General features: G+C 44.8%; 14 protein-coding genes. 4 read left to right on the forward strand and 10 right to left on the reverse strand.

Annotated features, from left to right (window positions below):
• The first annotated feature begins 97 nt into the window (after window positions 1-97).
• From lon to DOM22_RS19615, 3 genes are all read left to right on the forward strand, one after another.
• Entirely contained in the window at window positions 98-2,503 is a 2,406-nt protein-coding gene (gene lon, locus DOM22_RS19605; RefSeq protein WP_142701997.1) for an endopeptidase La, read from the forward strand.
• 185 nt (window positions 2,504-2,688) lie between these two features.
• A complete protein-coding gene (locus tag DOM22_RS19610) occupies window positions 2,689-2,892 on the forward strand; it encodes a DUF2892 domain-containing protein (RefSeq protein WP_142701998.1) in 204 nt (67 codons plus the stop codon).
• A 65-nt stretch (window positions 2,893-2,957) separates the two neighbouring features.
• Window positions 2,958-3,476 (forward strand): thermonuclease family protein, encoded by a 519-nt coding sequence (locus DOM22_RS19615; protein WP_142701999.1) that lies wholly within the window; start codon window positions 2,958-2,960, stop codon window positions 3,474-3,476.
• On the opposite strand, the gene DOM22_RS19620 is transcribed toward DOM22_RS19615, so the two are convergent.
• Window positions 3,409-4,230: an FAD:protein FMN transferase gene (locus DOM22_RS19620; RefSeq protein WP_168196704.1), complete on the reverse strand. Its 822-nt coding sequence runs from the start codon at window positions 4,228-4,230 to the stop codon at window positions 3,409-3,411. The genes DOM22_RS19615 and DOM22_RS19620 overlap by 68 nt on opposite strands.
• 79 nt (window positions 4,231-4,309) lie before the next feature.
• Window positions 4,310-4,801, reverse strand: coding sequence for a hypothetical protein (locus DOM22_RS19625; RefSeq protein ID WP_246845767.1), 492 nt, complete (start codon window positions 4,799-4,801; stop codon window positions 4,310-4,312).
• A gap of 260 nt (window positions 4,802-5,061) precedes the next feature.
• On the opposite strand from DOM22_RS19625, the gene DOM22_RS19630 reads away from it, so the two are divergent.
• Complete coding sequence (locus DOM22_RS19630) at window positions 5,062-6,264, forward strand: patatin-like phospholipase family protein (RefSeq protein WP_142702001.1); 1,203 nt, start codon at window positions 5,062-5,064, stop codon at window positions 6,262-6,264.
• On the opposite strand, the gene DOM22_RS19635 is transcribed toward DOM22_RS19630, so the two are convergent.
• From DOM22_RS19635 to DOM22_RS19670, 8 genes are all read right to left on the reverse strand, one after another.
• Window positions 6,261-6,977 carry a hypothetical protein gene (locus DOM22_RS19635; RefSeq protein ID WP_142702002.1) on the reverse strand — a complete coding sequence of 239 codons (717 nt, stop codon included), beginning with the start codon at window positions 6,975-6,977 and terminating at the stop codon, window positions 6,261-6,263. The two genes, DOM22_RS19630 and DOM22_RS19635, sit on opposite strands and share 4 nt — an antisense overlap.
• 1 nt (window position 6,978) lies before the next feature.
• Entirely contained in the window at window positions 6,979-8,697 is a 1,719-nt protein-coding gene (locus tag DOM22_RS19640) for a hypothetical protein (protein ID WP_142702003.1), read from the reverse strand.
• A 9-nt stretch (window positions 8,698-8,706) separates the two neighbouring features.
• Window positions 8,707-10,179 carry a hypothetical protein gene (locus DOM22_RS19645; RefSeq protein WP_142702004.1) on the reverse strand — a complete coding sequence of 491 codons (1,473 nt, stop codon included), beginning with the start codon at window positions 10,177-10,179 and terminating at the stop codon, window positions 8,707-8,709.
• 178 nt (window positions 10,180-10,357) lie between these two features.
• Window positions 10,358-11,818, reverse strand: coding sequence for an NADH-quinone oxidoreductase subunit N (locus DOM22_RS19650; RefSeq protein ID WP_142702005.1), 1,461 nt, complete (start codon window positions 11,816-11,818; stop codon window positions 10,358-10,360).
• Window positions 11,818-13,419 carry a NuoM family protein gene (locus DOM22_RS19655; protein ID WP_142702006.1) on the reverse strand — a complete coding sequence of 534 codons (1,602 nt, stop codon included), beginning with the start codon at window positions 13,417-13,419 and terminating at the stop codon, window positions 11,818-11,820. Before DOM22_RS19655 ends, DOM22_RS19650 begins: the two co-directional genes overlap by 1 nt.
• Window positions 13,420-13,422: 3 nt before the next feature.
• The gene (gene nuoL, locus DOM22_RS19660; protein WP_142702007.1) at window positions 13,423-15,354 is read right to left on the reverse strand and encodes an NADH-quinone oxidoreductase subunit L; all 1,932 of its coding nucleotides are present in this window, start codon (window positions 15,352-15,354) and stop codon (window positions 13,423-13,425) included.
• 5 nt (window positions 15,355-15,359) lie between these two features.
• Window positions 15,360-15,683 (reverse strand): NADH-quinone oxidoreductase subunit NuoK, encoded by a 324-nt coding sequence (gene nuoK, locus DOM22_RS19665; RefSeq protein WP_142702008.1) that lies wholly within the window; start codon window positions 15,681-15,683, stop codon window positions 15,360-15,362.
• On the reverse strand, window positions 15,673-16,209 hold the full coding sequence (locus DOM22_RS19670) for an NADH-quinone oxidoreductase subunit J (protein WP_142702009.1): 537 nt from the start codon (window positions 16,207-16,209) through the stop codon (window positions 15,673-15,675). The genes nuoK and DOM22_RS19670 overlap by 11 nt, the downstream gene beginning before the upstream one ends.
• Window positions 16,210-16,215 lie beyond the last annotated feature (6 nt).

Below are 16,215 nucleotides of genomic sequence, written 5' to 3' on the forward strand. Positions count from 1 at the left end.
TCAGTCTAATTTTTCACATTTCTATTCAAGCTATTTTCACCACGCTCCGAAAAGTCTCATACATGAAACATTTCCCGCATCAACGCGGAGGAGCGGTATGAGTTTTGACGATAAAGTTCTAGAAATCCCACAGACACTTCCAATGCTACCTGTGAGAGACATCGTTGTTTTCCCCTACATGATTATTCCTTTGTTTGTAGGTCGTGATTCTTCAATCCGTTCTGTTGAAGAAGCTTTGGCAAAAAATCGCCTTATCTTCCTGGCTTCACAAAAAGATATCTCTGAAGAAAATCCAACTCCAGATTCTATCTACACAGTAGGTACAATCGCGATGATCATGAGAATGCGTAAGCTTTCTGATGGTCGCGTAAAAATCCTGATTCAAGGTGTGGCTAAGGGTCGAGTTAAAAACTACTCTAAGACTTCTCCTTCTTTCGAAGTTGCAGTTGAAAAAATCGAAGAAATTCCAAATCAAAAATCCGTTGTTGAAAACGAAGGTTTGATCAGAACTGCGAAAGAACACATCGAGCGCATCATTGCGATGGGCCGCCCTCTTTCTCCAGACATCTTGTTGGTACTTGACGATGTCACTGATCCAGGTCGCATTGCTGACTTGATCGCTTCCAACTTAGGCATCAAAGTTCAAGACGCTCAAAAAGTTCTTGAGACTCATGATTCTACTGAAAGACTTAAAATCGTTACTGAGATCTTGGCTGCTGAGCTTGAAGTTATGCAAACTCAACAGAAAAATCGTCCAAACCAAAAAGACGATGCTAACAAATCTCAACGTGAATACTTCTTGCGCGAGCAAATGAAGGCTATAAAGAATGAGTTGGGCGAGCAAGATTCTAAATCTGAAGAGATGGACGAGTTGCGTGACAAACTGACAAATGCCGGTATGCCTCCTCATGTAGAACAAGAAGCTATGAAACAATTGGGTCGTTTGGAGCGTATGCATCCAGATGCATCTGAAGCTACAATGGTTCGTACATACCTTGACTGGATGGCGGATCTTCCTTGGAGCAAAAAATCTGAAGATCATATCGATCTTAAGCGCTCTAAAGAAATTCTTGATGAAGATCACTACGAGCTTGAAAAAGCAAAAGACCGCGTGATGGAATTCCTTGCGGTTCGCAAGTTGAAACCAGACCTTAAAGGACCAATCTTGTGCTTTGGTGGTCCTCCAGGTGTAGGTAAAACATCTCTTGGTAAATCTATCGCTCGTGCGATGGGCCGTGAATACTTCCGTATCGCTTTGGGCGGCGTGAAAGATGAAGCGGAAATCCGTGGTCACCGCCGTACTTATGTAGGTGCGATGCCAGGTAAAATTATCCAAGCTCTTCGCCAAGCGAAAACAAACAATCCAGTTATCGTACTAGATGAAGTTGATAAATTGGGTTCTGATTTCCGCGGTGACCCTTCAGCAGCAATGCTTGAGGTTTTGGATCCAGAACAAAATGCTACTTTCCGTGATAACTATTTGAATGTGGATTTCGACCTTTCAAACGTGTTGTTCATCGCTACTGCTAACGTGTTGGAAAATATCCCACCAGCATTGCGTGACCGTATGGAAATCTTGAATATCCCTGGTTACACAGAGAACGATAAACTTTTGATCACTAAAAAACATTTGATCAGAAGACAAATCGAAGCAAACGGTATCACTCCAGAGAACATCAGTTTCACTGATGATGGTATCAAATACCTTATCGCTGGCTACACTCGCGAAGCAGGTCTTCGTAACCTGGAACGCGAAGTAGGTTCAGTTTGCCGTAAAGTTGCGAAGATGGTGGTAATGGGCGAAAAGAACTTCGTAGAAGTAAATGCTACGACTGTTCCGGAAATCCTTGGTCCTCCACGCTTCCAACGCGACGACAAAATCGCTGACTCTCAAGTTGGTGTGGTGCAAGGTCTTGCATGGACACAAGCTGGTGGTGAAGTGTTGACTGTTGAAGCATTAAAAATGAAAGGTAAAGGACATCTTTCGCTTACGGGCCAACTTGGCGACGTGATGAAAGAATCTGCTCACGCAGCAATGTCTTACGCTCGTGCTCACATGGAAGAATTGAACATTCCTGAAGACTTCTTTGAAAAGTACGATATCCATATCCACTTGCCAGCGGGCGCTATCCCTAAAGATGGTCCTTCTGCAGGTATCACGCTTACAACTGCGCTTGTAAGTTTGATGACAGGTACTCCAGTTCGCCATGACCTGGCAATGACTGGTGAAGTGACTCTACAAGGTCGCGTACTTCCTGTCGGTGGTATCAGAGAGAAATGTCTTGCGGCTTTGAATCTTGGTATCACAAATATCATCATTCCAATGGCTTGTAAGAAAGACTTGGCTGATATTCCAAAAGTATTTAGAGACAATATCAACTTCATCTTCGCCGAGAATCTTGATGAAGTGTTCGCAGTAGCTTTCGACAAAGACGCTGCAACACAAACTAAGAAGACTGGCGTTAAGAAAGAAGCTAAGAAAACTAAATCTTTGGCTGCGTAATCCGTCGCCAAAGTACATCGCCCCTCCCAAGATGAGATGTAATGAGAAAGGACTGAGAAATCAGTCCTTTCTCTATTTCCGAATAAACAAGTATAAATCCAACCGGGGTCTAGCTCCCCATATGTCCAAGATCATATTTCAAGGTTTAAAACAGGTGTAAAATTAAGTTATGCACCGGAGGATTTATGAAACTCTCTACTAACATCGGTAACAAAGAACGTGTCGTTCGTATCATCGTGGGTCTTGCGATTGCTTCACTTGCATTCTGGGGTCCCGCAAACATGTGGTTTTTGCTTGGTCTGATTCCAGTTATGACAGGGGTTGTTGGATGGTGTCCTCCCTATCAACTTCTTCATATCAATACGAAGTCAAAAAGCGCTCATCAGTGATTTAATTTTTTATTCTCTAAAGAATTAGTTTTCTGAGAGGCTCTTTTATCTGTTAGCATTTGGATATGCGTCTTGTTTCATCCATCTTGCTAGCAGCCCTGTTCATTCAACCTACTTTCGCTTTCGCCAAGAAGAATAGGAATCAGCGAACATTTTTATCAGGCGTGGTCGAACAATGTCATGACGGAGATACTTGTCGCGTACGAGTCAAAGGCAAGATCGCCAAAATTCGCTTTGCCGGCATTGACTGCCCTGAACTTTCTCAAAAGTACGGAAAACAGGCCCGCAACTTCACTGAATCAATCGTTAAAGGAAAGCAGGTCGATCTTGAATGCGATGGCAAATCTTTTGATCGCCTGACTTGTGTAGTATTCGTCGGCGACAAGAATGTAAATTTGATGATCGTGCAACATGGTTGGGCTTACGACTCTACCAAGTACTCGAAAGGCAGATATCTGGCTTCTGTGGATGAAGCAAAATCTCAACGCTTAGGAATTTGGGCAGATAAGAATCTGACTAGTCCCTATTGTTACCGCCATAAGACGAATAAGAAATGTGCCCTTGATCAAAGCTATATGCCTTAGATTCTTCAAAGATTTCTTCGATCTCTCCGGCCTCATCAAACACGATAATTTGTGCATCCAGCTCCGCCACACAGGACTGGACAACATTTTTTGGTGCATACAGCCCAATTTTCGCCAGGGCATTTGCCGTTACACTAGAATCTGCAATCACAGAAATTGTGTGACGCCCACTGATTCCGTGTCTTAGGGGGTGCAAATACAGCGTCGCCGACTCGGGGTCGTATAAATTCCCACGAGACTCTGTTGTCGCAATTGCATCCTTAAACAATCCCAGCTCTTTTTCGATGTCGGCGTTACTCATGCGCACGTGAATAGACCTCTTGGGACAGTTAAAAAAGCGAATCCCCTCCGCCAGATGAACCATCCCCATCAGACCTGGATGCTTGGACTTTAAGAAACTCACGGCTTGATCGATGATGTAACCTCGAATCAGGCTCTTTAAATCCAAGTTCTTAGATTCTTCACGAAAGGGTTCAAAATAGCCTTCTGATAGAGTGCTGATATCCAAGGCTTTCTCCAAAACTTCCGCCACCGGTTTACTCATTTCGAATGAGTCATCACCCTCAACGGTTAGTATTCGGCATATTTCAGATTGGGGATCATCAAGGTTTAGGGTGCCTTCAATTTCAGCAAGCTTTTGCAAAGTCGAAGTTAAAAGAGCTTCGTGGCTTCCCGTTGAAAAGAGATTAATTTGAATAAAGTCGCCAAGCATTGGACGACCCGCCTGGGCAGTGATTTCAAGTTGGTTTTCCATATGCCTTAACGTTAAAAGCAAAAAACCCCGGGTGACATCATCAACCGGGGTTCTTGTAAGATAACATTTTAAAGGCGGCTTATTGTTTGAAGCCTTTAAGGCGGTCGTTTTCGGATTCCAAAACTCGAACCAGAGTTTTAAGGTCCGTAACTTCATCCTTCAATTGGAAGATCTGCTCTTCCTTTTCTTGAAGGATCTGCGTGTAAGCTTTTTTTAATTCGTTCAAAAGCTTATTTGCGGCGGTAAGGATCGGCTCATCCTTATTTACTTTAACCGTCTTTTCAGCAAGGTCCTGAGCCTTCACTTCGTCCTTTGAAGAAGCCATTTCCGTTCCTTCTTTCATCATTCCTTGATGAGCACCCACCAAAGCAAGGTTTTCGCTTTCTTGGGAGGGGCGATGTACTCTTTGATGGGTACCCATCGGTTCATCCATGATGAAGTACTTGCCGTCTTCAAATCGGAATCGAATGTCGTCAGCTTTGATTCTTCGGCGGAGAGTACTCACACTAATTCTGTATTTAGTGGAGTAGTCCATTAGCGGTAGCCAAGAACCATTCATCTCAACGTTCATTCGATCCCCTTTTACTCACCCTGAGCGAACTCAAAGTGCAAGTAGCTAGCTTTTCGGAAATGGTGGTCGCCTACTCAGCTTGCGTAATCAACCCTATCACAGGACTTCAGTCTGTCAAAGATAGTGTGACTACTTACTCAAATTCAACAAAAAACAGGACCTTGATCTGGCTATTCAGCGACTAGTCAGGGTTTTAAGCTAGACCAACGTCTGACCAACCTTGCCCTCCACCACCTGAGATCACATACTTATGCATAGATATGCGCATAAAAGAGAAAAAGAAAATTGCATTGGTCTTAAGTGGTGGCGGCATTAAAGCAGCAGCTTTCCACATTGGCGTTTGCATGGCTCTCCAAGAAAAGGGATTTAAGTTTGCCGGCGGAACCAAAGAGATGGTGCGTCAGAACTTCGATGAAAACGATCCGATGACCATTCGTTGTTACGTAGGGTCCAGTGCGGGTGCTTTCGTAGCCTCGATTTTGGGGGCTGGCTATCCAATAGAATCTTTGGTTAATGCCTTTCAAGTGGGCTCCGGTAACAACCCGACATTCGATAAATCGGATCTTCGTTATTTAAAGCCGATCTCGTACCGCAATATCTTTAATTTGAATTCCAGCGGTTTGCTTCGTTTCATACCCCGAGCCTTATTGGATAAAACCATCGTTAAGGGTGGTGTGGAGTCCTTAATTAAGAACGGGTTGAAACTAAATGGTCTATTTTCAACCAGCGGGATCGAAAGCTACTTACGGAAAGATGTCCTTTTGGATAATGACTTTGCCCGTTTAGGTGTGGATTTGTTCGTTATCGGCACACAGCTAAACCATACACGTAAGGCTATCTTCGGGAATTTCCCCGAGTCTTTTAAAACTCCGAACCATATGTACATCAACCACGCCTCGATCAGTACGGCGGTGGCGGCATCGACTTCCTTGCCTCCAGTTTATGCACCTTATGGCATTAAGCGCCCCGAAGATAACAAAGAGATCTTCTTTTATGATGGCGAAATTCGTGACACGCTTTCCACTCACGTGGCGGCCGATCATGGGGCTGACCTGGTGATTTCTTCGTACTCCACTCAGCCTTATCATTATACGGAAGAGATGGGTTCTTTACATAAATATGGAATCCCCTTGATCTTGAATCAGGCATTATATCAGGTGATTCAGCAAAAGATCGCGAAGCACATTCAGGCTCAAAACGACATTAAGACGATTTACAACGCAGTTGATGGATACTTAAAGCAGATCAAACTGCCCGAAGATCAGCGCGAAAAGCTTTTGGGCATTATCCGCGACAAAGTCCATCACAGACCTGAGGTCGATTATATCTATATATCTCCACGGCCTCAGAATTATGAAATGTTCTTTGTGGACCATTTCAGTTTAAATCCTGAGATTTTAGCTCGTATCGTTCGCATTGGATTTAAATCAGGAATCAACGTTCTTCGTCAGCACGATATCTAAAGCGCTTCCCAGCCCGTTGATTCGCAAGCAACCATCATCAATAAGCGCCAACGATCAATAAGCTTGATCGCAGGGTCTATTTGAACGGCCTTTTCATCGGCGAGTTGCAATCCGGTGATCATACCCACTCCCGGATCATCACCGCGATAGAAGTAAGACAATAACGTATTGATGCTGGTGGCATCGATGACCGGGGCCGCCCCCCCAATTTTTTTCATCAGATTATTAACAAATACATCATTTGAAAGAATTTGCTCGCACGCTTGGATTTTGTAAGCTGCACGTAAAGTCGTCGCTGGTTGATTCATAGGAGCAACGATGGTTCCGTCACAATCAGCACCGCTGCTTACATCCAAAATTGGATTTCCGGAATCACACGGCAGACCAAATGTTCCCGTTCGCGCAACGATAGTGCTTACAAGAAGCTTTGAAAGCACGCGATTGTTACCAGCTGTATCTGCGATGGCAGGGTCTTTAAATGTATCCATTAATAAACTCTGAATCTGATAGCGATTTGCCAGCAGCGGGGCTTGAGTGCTTGGAGTTGGAACCGAGCCACCCGGGTGATCCACAGAAGTTCCTGATTCTATCGTATTACCAGTGAGTGAAGCTAATTCGAAATTATTCGAACCCATACAGTTTTGAAAAAACACACTGATTCCCATGAGCCCTGTTGCGACAAGTAGAGCTTTAGTAGATTTTGGGCTTTTCAAATTACCCTCCTACCAGTTTGCTTTTGCCGTAGTTATTCACGAAAACGCCATTGGAATCATTGAAAGTCACCAGTGGTGGTGCAGAGTTTTCCCAAGGATTGCTATTTAATCTCATCAATCCCACAAGACTTGAAGGCACCGCGGCCACACCCGGCATCGCTCCTTGCGAACCTTTATAACCTTCGATTTCAGCCGAAGTACCATTGGTACCATTGCCGGTTGTTCTCATTAGCAAATTTCCAGTTACATAAGGTCCGTTTTTAATCGCACCTGAGTAAATAGAAGTAACCATGTTGTTATAGCCATGTCCTGTTCCGCCTGTAGGCGCCACACTTCTGGCAAATTCACTGCTGACTTGAAGAACAGACTCGTTCCAAAGGTTCGCATTGGTGCCAATACGTTTATAAAGATTCAAGCGATCTTTGAATTCCAGAATGCCCGCAAGAATTCCAGAATAGAATCTGTTAGCGATCAACAAAGTTGATAAGCGTCCATTTGCTCCGTCCATATCAGAATCCATACGACTCATTGTTACGTTTTGAGCTACGCCCCCAATAGTTGTTGGGAAAAGCGCTGAATCCAGTCGGAAACCATTATGAAAAATACCGATATTATTTGAAAGATCGTTGCGCAAGACATACTCCGCAAGAGCGAACTGCTCTGGTAAATCTGCAAAGTGCATTCGCTTAACGACATCACGCATATCAGTTCCAGCCTGATAGACCGCGCTCACGCGCCCCAACGCCACACCGGTTTCAGAAAACGGATAACCATAAATTGCCTGACCTTTACCGTCCAAGTAGGCGTCATTGATCCCCGGAGTCGTCATCGCAACTGTTCCAAGCATCGCCGTTTTATAGCGAGTTACAGCTTCTTCCCAGAAACCTTCGATATCACCAAGTCCTGCTTTAATTTTCTTAGCAGCATTCTCAAGATTTTTATTCAAAGTATCGGAACCCACGCGATTTGATCGTGCGTAAGTTTTCATATAAGCCATCGCCGTGTCGTAAGCGGCCTGTTGGGAAGCTTTAAGATTAAACGACGTCGTCATCGAAGTTCCGACTTGGAAAGGTGACATCAATGACGTGGGATTTGCAGCGGTTTTGGTATAGGCTTTATTTGTCTTACTAGCGAAAAAGCTTCCGCTTGTTCCACTGACCATCACGCCAGCAAATAGATTCTCGGCCTGATCCGCCATCATCCCTTGTAAGCTTGGCAATCCAGTCACCGGAACCTGAACTAAAAGCGCGTTCACGTCGTGACCGTCAGACTTTGAGGCGAATCCGCGCATTACCATCATATTGTTCAAAATATCAGAGGCAGAGCGACTGCCTCCGTTGCCATTTGCGATCTTCGTTTGAAATAAATACGGAACCAGAACACCGTTATAGTTCATGGTTTTAAGTTCAGCCCCGGTCACAACTCCATTTGAGGAAGTAAATGCCGTTGCCAACCACTGATTGTTCATTGCTATTGTACCAATGTCCTCGCCCGAGCTTAGTTTGATCCAGTGATCAAATGCAAAACGAATTGGACCACCATTTAACCACAGGTTGACGTGATACCTTGTGCTGTCTTGACCGACTCCCAAAGTTTCAGCCCGTGCCTGTTGTACAAAACCGGCTACAATCTTAAATGCCAGGGAATCCATAATGCCCGGCAAACTTGCCAAACCAGCTGCACCCGTTAGACCTGTTCTTAAAAAACTTCGTCTATCCATTTGCTTCCCCTATTTGCCCGTATCTGAAAAGTTTGCTGATCGGTAGTAAGGCGACGAAATAATATTTTCGATCAACTTTTGTAGCGACTGATTACTGCGAAGTTGCTGTCCCAGATCTTCGATAAATCTGCGATCAGCTGCTTCACGCGTCGTTATCGCTTTATTTAAAACCGCATTTGCGGGATCAGAACGGTCATAAAGTGAGACGTTGATTCCCGTAAAATATTCGAAATACCGTTTGGCTGCACACTGATAGAAGTCGTTTGTGTTAGCCATCGCCTGACCCAAGCCTTCAATTCCACTAACACTTTGTTTAATCAATTGTCCGTCGGCATTCGATCTAAACATCAACACGCCGGTCGGCTGTTGCTTTTGAAAATCAGAAACAGTTTTTGAAGACCAGCCCGCTACTGAAGCAATACTTGGTTTGAATTTACCAATCATAATGCTTTTTGTATTAAGCGGCACACCGTTTCCTCTAATATCATCAACAGTCAATGATACGACCAAATTACGAGTGGTATAAGACGCCTGATCCATACTTGCGTGACAACGAATACAGCTTGAAGATTGTCTGAACGGCGCAACGGAGGCAGAGTCAACATACTGAAGGACATCTGCCTCTCTTAAAGATGGAAGTGTCAGACACAGCATGGATTCCATCGCTGTTTTTGACCATTTTCTAGGAAGTTTTAAGGCGCCATCAAAAATCTGACCTTGGGGCTGCCCACTATTCAATAAAAAGAAAGCACGAGAACCCAAGATCCCGCCACCTTGATTAGCATAAAAGTCCACGCTAGTTTCTGCGCCCGCACTCATAGCCGCGCCATTCGCGACCGCCGTACGACCCAGGTTGGGAATCGCATAATTCTGAAGTACAAACGATGATGCCGACTCATTAATAGATCTGATTGGGCCTTTGCCGGTCATAAACATTAGTGGAACCATTTGCATGCCGGGACTAACGATGCTTCCATCGGCATTCAAAAATGAAAGAGATCCGGTCTTTATTGCAGGATCATTAACTCGCTTGCCCTCCAAGCGTGTAGTGCCCGAAAGCACATTTCTATAATCATCACCCGTGAATAGATTGCGAGTAAGGAATAATGCTGGCTCTGACATATCGATAAATTTGTCAGTGTTGCTTTCAAACTCGGCGCGATAGCCTGTGATTTGCTCTTTGTTAGCAGTGGGAAACCATGTGCGATGAAATTGATAAAAATTATTTACGATGAGTGTGGCGCGCACATCGGTGTTTTTAAGATTGCCCGAGGCATCCATGTCAGCCAATTGAAGAAGGCTTTTGCAAGCAGCAACACCCGACTGTTTTCCCGCCACAACTTCTTTGTACAAGCTATCCGAGAACGGAACCGTCGTACCGGTAAGCTGAGAGTAGCAGCGAGCATAGATGGCTTTATCTGAAAGTGCGTGTGCATAGGGTCCAGCACTCAGCGCAAGCGCAAGTATAACCGTAGCCTTCATTTCTTCCCCCTGACCACTATCGTATCGGTTTCAAATATGATTCGGTCATAAGTTATTCAGAATCCGAATTCCTAAGTGTTCGGGGAAATTTGGAGTGACTCCGGAAAGATTCTACGAGGTGTAGAAACAAAAAAGGCCGCTATTACGCGGCCTTTTGCAATCTCAATATGAAACTGAATTAAAGTAAGCTTTTCTCAACTGCTGTAAATAGAGGTCCTGATACGAAGCCCAGGAACAAAATTGCGATAGCCATCACAACCACTGTCACTGTTGTTGCATTCAAAGAGTGTTCTGCAACGTCAGCTTGGCCTTCTTTCATGTACATAACTACAATTGGGCGCAAGTAGTAGTAAACGGAAATTACGGAGCTAATCATACCCCAAATTGCCAACCACATGAGGCCTTCACCGATAGCTGCATTGAACAGATAGAACTTACCAAAGAAACCCAAAGTTGGCGGAATACCTGTCAATGAAAGCAAGAACACAGTCAGGCAAAGTGCGATCATCGGTCTTTGTTTTGCCAAACCAGCAAGATCATCCACGTCTACGATATGATTTTCTGATTTTTCAAGCATGCTTGCAATTGCAAACGCTCCCAAAGTCATCAAGCCATAGCTTAGTAAATAAAAGATCACACCAGATGCACCGAAAGCCGCATCGTCACTTACACCCGCCGTAATTACACCCACTAAGATATATCCAGAGTGTGCAATCGAAGAGTAAGCAAGCATACGTTTCAAGTTGTTTTGCAGGATCGCTGCTGTGTTGCCCACGATCATCGTGATTACAGCCAACCATTGAAGCATATCAAACAAGTGCTCTGAACCAACCAATGAACGAGTCGCAATCACACGCAAGAAAGCTGCGAAGGAAACCGTCTTAACCGCAGTCGCCATGAAAGCTGTGTGCGGAGTCGGTGCACCTTGATAAACATCTGGAGTCCAGGCATGGAATGGAGCGATTGAAACTTTGAAGCAGAAGCCCAAAACCACAAACACCATACCGAACAAAAATAAGCGGCTTGTTTGAATCAAGTCAGCTGCATTTTCCATGAACGAAAGGATGTTCGTATTTCCAGTTGTACCAAAGATAAATGCCACACCGTAAAGGAACAACGCCGAAGCAAATGAACCCAGGATGAAGTACTTAAGAGCGGCTTCTTTAGAAAGTTTTTCTTCGTGGCTCATCGCGATCATCAGATACAATGCCAAAGACATCATTTCCAAACCGATGAAAACCATCAAAAGATCTACAGCAGAAACCAGAATCAACATACCCACCGCAGACGACATCGCCAGGAAGATCAGTTCAGAAAACTGTCTGCCCGTTGTCGCTGGGTTTTCGTACATCATGATCATCGCCGCACCAGCAGAAAGAAGCGCAATCACGCCCATCCACTGAGTAACACCATCAAAGATCAAGCCGTTGTTGAACGCTGTTTTGCCAGCACCACCGAAGACCACTAAAAGACCGACTGCCACTACGATACCACCCAATGCCTGGCAAAGAGTGATGATCGGGTTTTGTTCGCGATTTCCACGAAGAACTTTTGCAGTGATCGGCACCAAACTCGCAAGGAACAAAGCGATCATTGGTGAAACAAGAAGAATGTCACTAAGACCAATATTCATATTCATTATTTATCTCCTTGTGCTGCTGCTGTCGTTTGCTCCGTTGCCGGAGCAGTTGTCGTTGCAGTTGCTGCCGTAGTCGCAGGCGCACCAGGTTGATTAATTGTCAGATTGTAGCTGTTTTTGTTGTGTACCAAGTGATCCACGCTGGCTTTTGAGTAGTTCAAGAAGTTATTCGGGAACAGACCCATCCAGAAAACCATGATCACAAGAGGAACAAGAACCGCGATTTCGCGCGCATTCAAATCGTGAAGTGGATGATGTTCGTCTTTAACCAACTCACCTTGCTCACCAAAGAAAACGCGTTTAAACATCCACAACATGTACACGGCACCCAGAACCACACCTGTTACTGCAAAGTATGCAAAAACGGGTTGAGCCTGAAATGTACCCATCAGGATAAAGAACTCGCCCACGAAACCATTTGTCATCGGAACCGCAATCGAAGAAAGCGTGATGATAAAGAAGAAGATCGTGAACAATGGAAGAACCCCTGCCAAACCACCGTATTTAGTGATTTCACGAGAGTGAGTTCTTTCATAGATCATACCGATCAAGATGAACAGAGCACCCGTCGAGATACCGTGATTCAACATTTGGTACAAACCACCGTTCATACCGTAAGAGTTGAATGCAAACAGACCCAACAAGATGTAACCCATGTGCGATACTGAAGAGTACGCCACAAGTTTTTTCACGTCCGGCTGAACCATCGCTACCAAAGCACCATAGATGATTCCCACGGTACCGATCAACATGAACAACCAAGACCAGTATTCAGACGCCTCTGGGAACAACGGAATTACCCAGCGCATGAAGCCGTAAGTACCCATCTTAAGCATAACACCGGCAAGAATTACTGAACCAGGAGTTGGTGCTTCAACGTGGGCATCTGGCAACCAAGTATGAACGGGGAATGCCGGAACTTTGATCGCAAACGCCAAGGCGAACGCAAAGAACAGAAGTGTTTGAAGGCTGAAGAAAGTTCCACCCACAAACGGGATTTTCAATTTATAGAAATCGAGCAAGCTTGCACTCATTTGACCAGTCGTCTCTTGAGTCAGGTACATCATATAGATCATCGCAACAAGCATCATGACAGAGCCGGCGAAAGTATAGATGAAGAGCTTAACCGTTGCGTAAATTCTGCGAGATCCACCCCAGATACCAATCATGAAGTACATTGGGATCAGTGCAAGTTCCCAGAAGATATAGAAGAAGATCGCATCCATCGCCAAGAAAGTACCCAGCATTGCCGTTTGCAGGATGAACAAGCAAACGTGGAAGCCTTTGATTCTTTCAGTAACTGATGTCCAGCTAGCCAAAACAATAATCGGAGTTAAGAACGTCGTTAAAAGAACCAACCACAACGAGATACCATCGATCCCAAAGAAGTAGCTGATACCAAATCGCTCAATCCACATATATCGCTCAACCATTTGTAGGTTGGCGGTATTTGGGTCGAACTGTTGGAACAACGCCAATGAAACGATAAATTCGATCACCGCAAAACCCATCGCCAAAGGACGTAGAGTTTTAGCATTCGGCCAAACCGCGACAATCAAAGCAAACAAAAGAGGTAGAAAAACAATTGTACTTAGGATCATAGCTTACCCCAGGATCACATATGAAAGGACAACAACGACACCGAGTCCGATGTACATCGCGTATTGCTGCATATTTCCGGTTTGAAGCGAACGACCCAAAGAGCCCATTCCGCGAACCAAATCCCCTGCCCAGTATGTGCACTTATCGATGAAATTAACATCAACGTAGTACCACATGTTTTTACCCAGGTTTACCAAAGGATTAATGATTCCGCCGAAGTACGCTTCGTCCACGAAATATTTGTTATATACCAAGTTGTAAACTGGCTTGATGCTTTCAGCGATTTTCTTAGGAGTCTCTGGAGACTTCACATAGAACTGATAAGCAATTGAAGCCGAGATCACTGCCAAACCAACCGAGCAACCCATCAACACCCACTCAGTAGATGCATCGAAGTGACCCAAGTTAGGGATTTTGGTGATCATTGGATCCAACCAGTGCTCCCAAACATTAGGAATATGACCCAAATGTTCACCGATCACATGAGGGATACCGATCCAACCACCAATCACCGACAACACCGCAAGAACGATCAAAGGAATCGTCATCAATGCCGGAGATTCATGCGGATGAACGTGAGAAGGAACGCGTGATTTACCCCAGAACGTAAGAGCCATCAAACGGGTCATATAGAATGCTGTCAAAGTCGCACCCAAGGCACCCGCGGCCCACAAGATTGGAGAACCCATTGGAGAGAAGAATGAATAAGCCAAGATTTCGTCTTTAGAGAAGAAACCCGCGAATGGAGGCATACCGATAATCGCCAACCAACCCAAGAAGAACGTTACGTGAGTGATTGGAAGATATTTCTTAAGACCACCCATTTTCCGTATGTCTTGTTCCTCGTGCATCGCATGGATCACAGAACCAGAACCCAAGAACATCAGGGCTTTAAAGAATGCGTGAGTCATCAAGTGGAACATCGCCGCTCCGAAAGCACCCACACCGCAAGCTAGGAACATGTAACCAAGTTGAGATACTGTCGAGTAAGCCAAAACTTTCTTGATATCCCATTGGGTCATACCGATCGTCGCTGCAAGAACCGCCGTCGCCGCACCGATAACTGCAATCACCATCATTGTGTTTGGAGCTACGATGAACAAAGGATTCAAACGAACGATCATGTAAACACCGGCAGTAACCATCGTCGCCGCATGGATCAATGCGGAAACTGGAGTTGGACCAGCCATCGCGTCTGGAAGCCAAACGTACAATGGAATCTGTGCAGATTTACCAGTTGCACCGATGAACAGGAACAAAGTTCCCAATGTCACGGCACCCATCCAGGAAGCTTCAACAGTTGTTGGAGCCAAAGCGTTTAGTTCGTGGAAATTCAAAGTACCGAAAGTCATGAACAAAACAAACATACCCAACAAGAAAGCGGCGTCACCAACACGATTCGTGATGAAGGCTTTCATACCCGCTGCTGCTTTTTCTGCATCCGTGAACCAGAAACCGATTAGCAAGTACGAGCAAAGGCCCACACCTTCCCAACCAACGAACATCACTAGCAAGCTGTCACCAAGAACCAGCAACAACATGTTAAAGATGAACAGATTCAGGTATGCGAAGTATTTCGCAGCACCTTTATCGTGGTGCATGTAACCGATCGAAAACAAGTGGATCAAAGTACCAACGCCCGTGATCACAAGGACCATGATCGCGCTGATTTGATCGACTACGAAACCGGCATTTACTTTAAATTTATCAATCGCCATCCACTCAAAGAATGTCACAGCAATACGACGAGATTCTGCAGCCATACCTACAAGGTCTGTCACCAAAAGAACCGCGCTGATAAAAGAAATTGCCACTGCCAGAGTTGCAATAACACCTGCAACGTTTGCAGAGTGTTTTTTATAACGGAAACCGTTGATCAGAAAACCAACCAGCGGACTTAGGATAACAATGGCCATTAATACTGAATGATTCATTCGGCCTATCCTTTCAGATGCTCAAAGAAGCGAATATTCACTTCGTTAAAGCGTTTAAAGATCGAAACGGCCAACGCCAGACCCACAGCTGCTTCCGCCGCTGCGATTGTCATTACGAAGAACACCATGATGTGCCCTTCAAGATGGCCCATGTATTTAGAGAATGCGATGAACGTCAAATTTACTGAGTTCAACATAAGCTCGATGGACATCAAAAGTACGATCACGTTACGACGAAGAAGAACTCCCGCCATACCCATAACAAAAACAATCGATGCCAGGACAAGGTAGTGAGTCAGTCCAATGTTATTAATGAAATCAATGTTCATGAGTTCCACCTTTACTGCGAGAAAGTGCCACTGCGCCCACCGCGATCACCAAAAGAAGAACGCCAAGAGCCTCAAAGCCAAAGATATATTTAGAGAACAGAATCTGACCAAGTTGCTTAGTCGTCTCCATGCCCGTTCCAACAGTCACAGGGTTGTCTGTTGTTTTGAAAACCAATTGCTCAACTGTTTTATAAATTGAGGCAACGATCATTCCCAACAACAAGCCCACAGACATTATTTTCAAGATGCCCGAGAACTTGCCGCGCGTGAATGCCGACACATCCTGCTTCAAGTCGAAAAGCATGATAACCATCGTGAACAAAACCATCACGGCGCCGGCATAAACGATCAACTGAACACCTGCGATAAAGTAAGCGTTCAGAGTCACAAACAAAGCTGACATCGTGACCATCGTCATCGCCAGGCTTAATGCGGAATAAATAGGATTTTTCAATAGGATCACCATTAGGCCTGAAGCCAACAATGCGATCGCTAAAAACCAAAATAGAAAAGCGTCTGCTGTCACTTTTTA

It is taken from the genome of Bdellovibrio sp. ZAP7, assembly GCF_006874645.1.
Classification (GTDB): domain Bacteria; phylum Bdellovibrionota; class Bdellovibrionia; order Bdellovibrionales; family Bdellovibrionaceae; genus Bdellovibrio.

Bases quoted from the DNA above. Each gene is read 5' to 3' on its own strand.
- DOM22_RS19615 (WP_142701999.1), top strand. From the start codon at position 2,958: ATGCGTCTTGTTTCATCCATCTTGCTAGCAGCCCTGTTCATTCAACCT.
- DOM22_RS19655 (WP_142702006.1), bottom strand. From the start codon at position 13,419: ATGATCCTAAGTACAATTGTTTTTCTACCTCTTTTGTTTGCTTTGATT.
- DOM22_RS19645 (WP_142702004.1), bottom strand. From the start codon at position 10,179: ATGAAGGCTACGGTTATACTTGCGCTTGCGCTGAGTGCTGGACCCTAT.
- DOM22_RS19650 (WP_142702005.1), bottom strand. From the start codon at position 11,818: ATGAATATGAATATTGGTCTTAGTGACATTCTTCTTGTTTCACCAATG.
- DOM22_RS19610 (WP_142701998.1), top strand. From the start codon at position 2,689: ATGAAACTCTCTACTAACATCGGTAACAAAGAACGTGTCGTTCGTATC.
- nuoK (WP_142702008.1), bottom strand. From the start codon at position 15,683: ATGAACATTGATTTCATTAATAACATTGGACTGACTCACTACCTTGTC.
- DOM22_RS19625 (WP_246845767.1), bottom strand. From the start codon at position 4,801: ATGAACGTTGAGATGAATGGTTCTTGGCTACCGCTAATGGACTACTCC.
- DOM22_RS19640 (WP_142702003.1), bottom strand. From the start codon at position 8,697: ATGGATAGACGAAGTTTTTTAAGAACAGGTCTAACGGGTGCAGCTGGT.
- nuoL (WP_142702007.1), bottom strand. From the start codon at position 15,354: ATGAATCATTCAGTATTAATGGCCATTGTTATCCTAAGTCCGCTGGTT.
- lon (WP_142701997.1), top strand. From the start codon at position 98: ATGAGTTTTGACGATAAAGTTCTAGAAATCCCACAGACACTTCCAATG.
- DOM22_RS19620 (WP_168196704.1), bottom strand. From the start codon at position 4,230: ATGGAAAACCAACTTGAAATCACTGCCCAGGCGGGTCGTCCAATGCTT.
- DOM22_RS19630 (WP_142702001.1), top strand. From the start codon at position 5,062: ATGCGCATAAAAGAGAAAAAGAAAATTGCATTGGTCTTAAGTGGTGGC.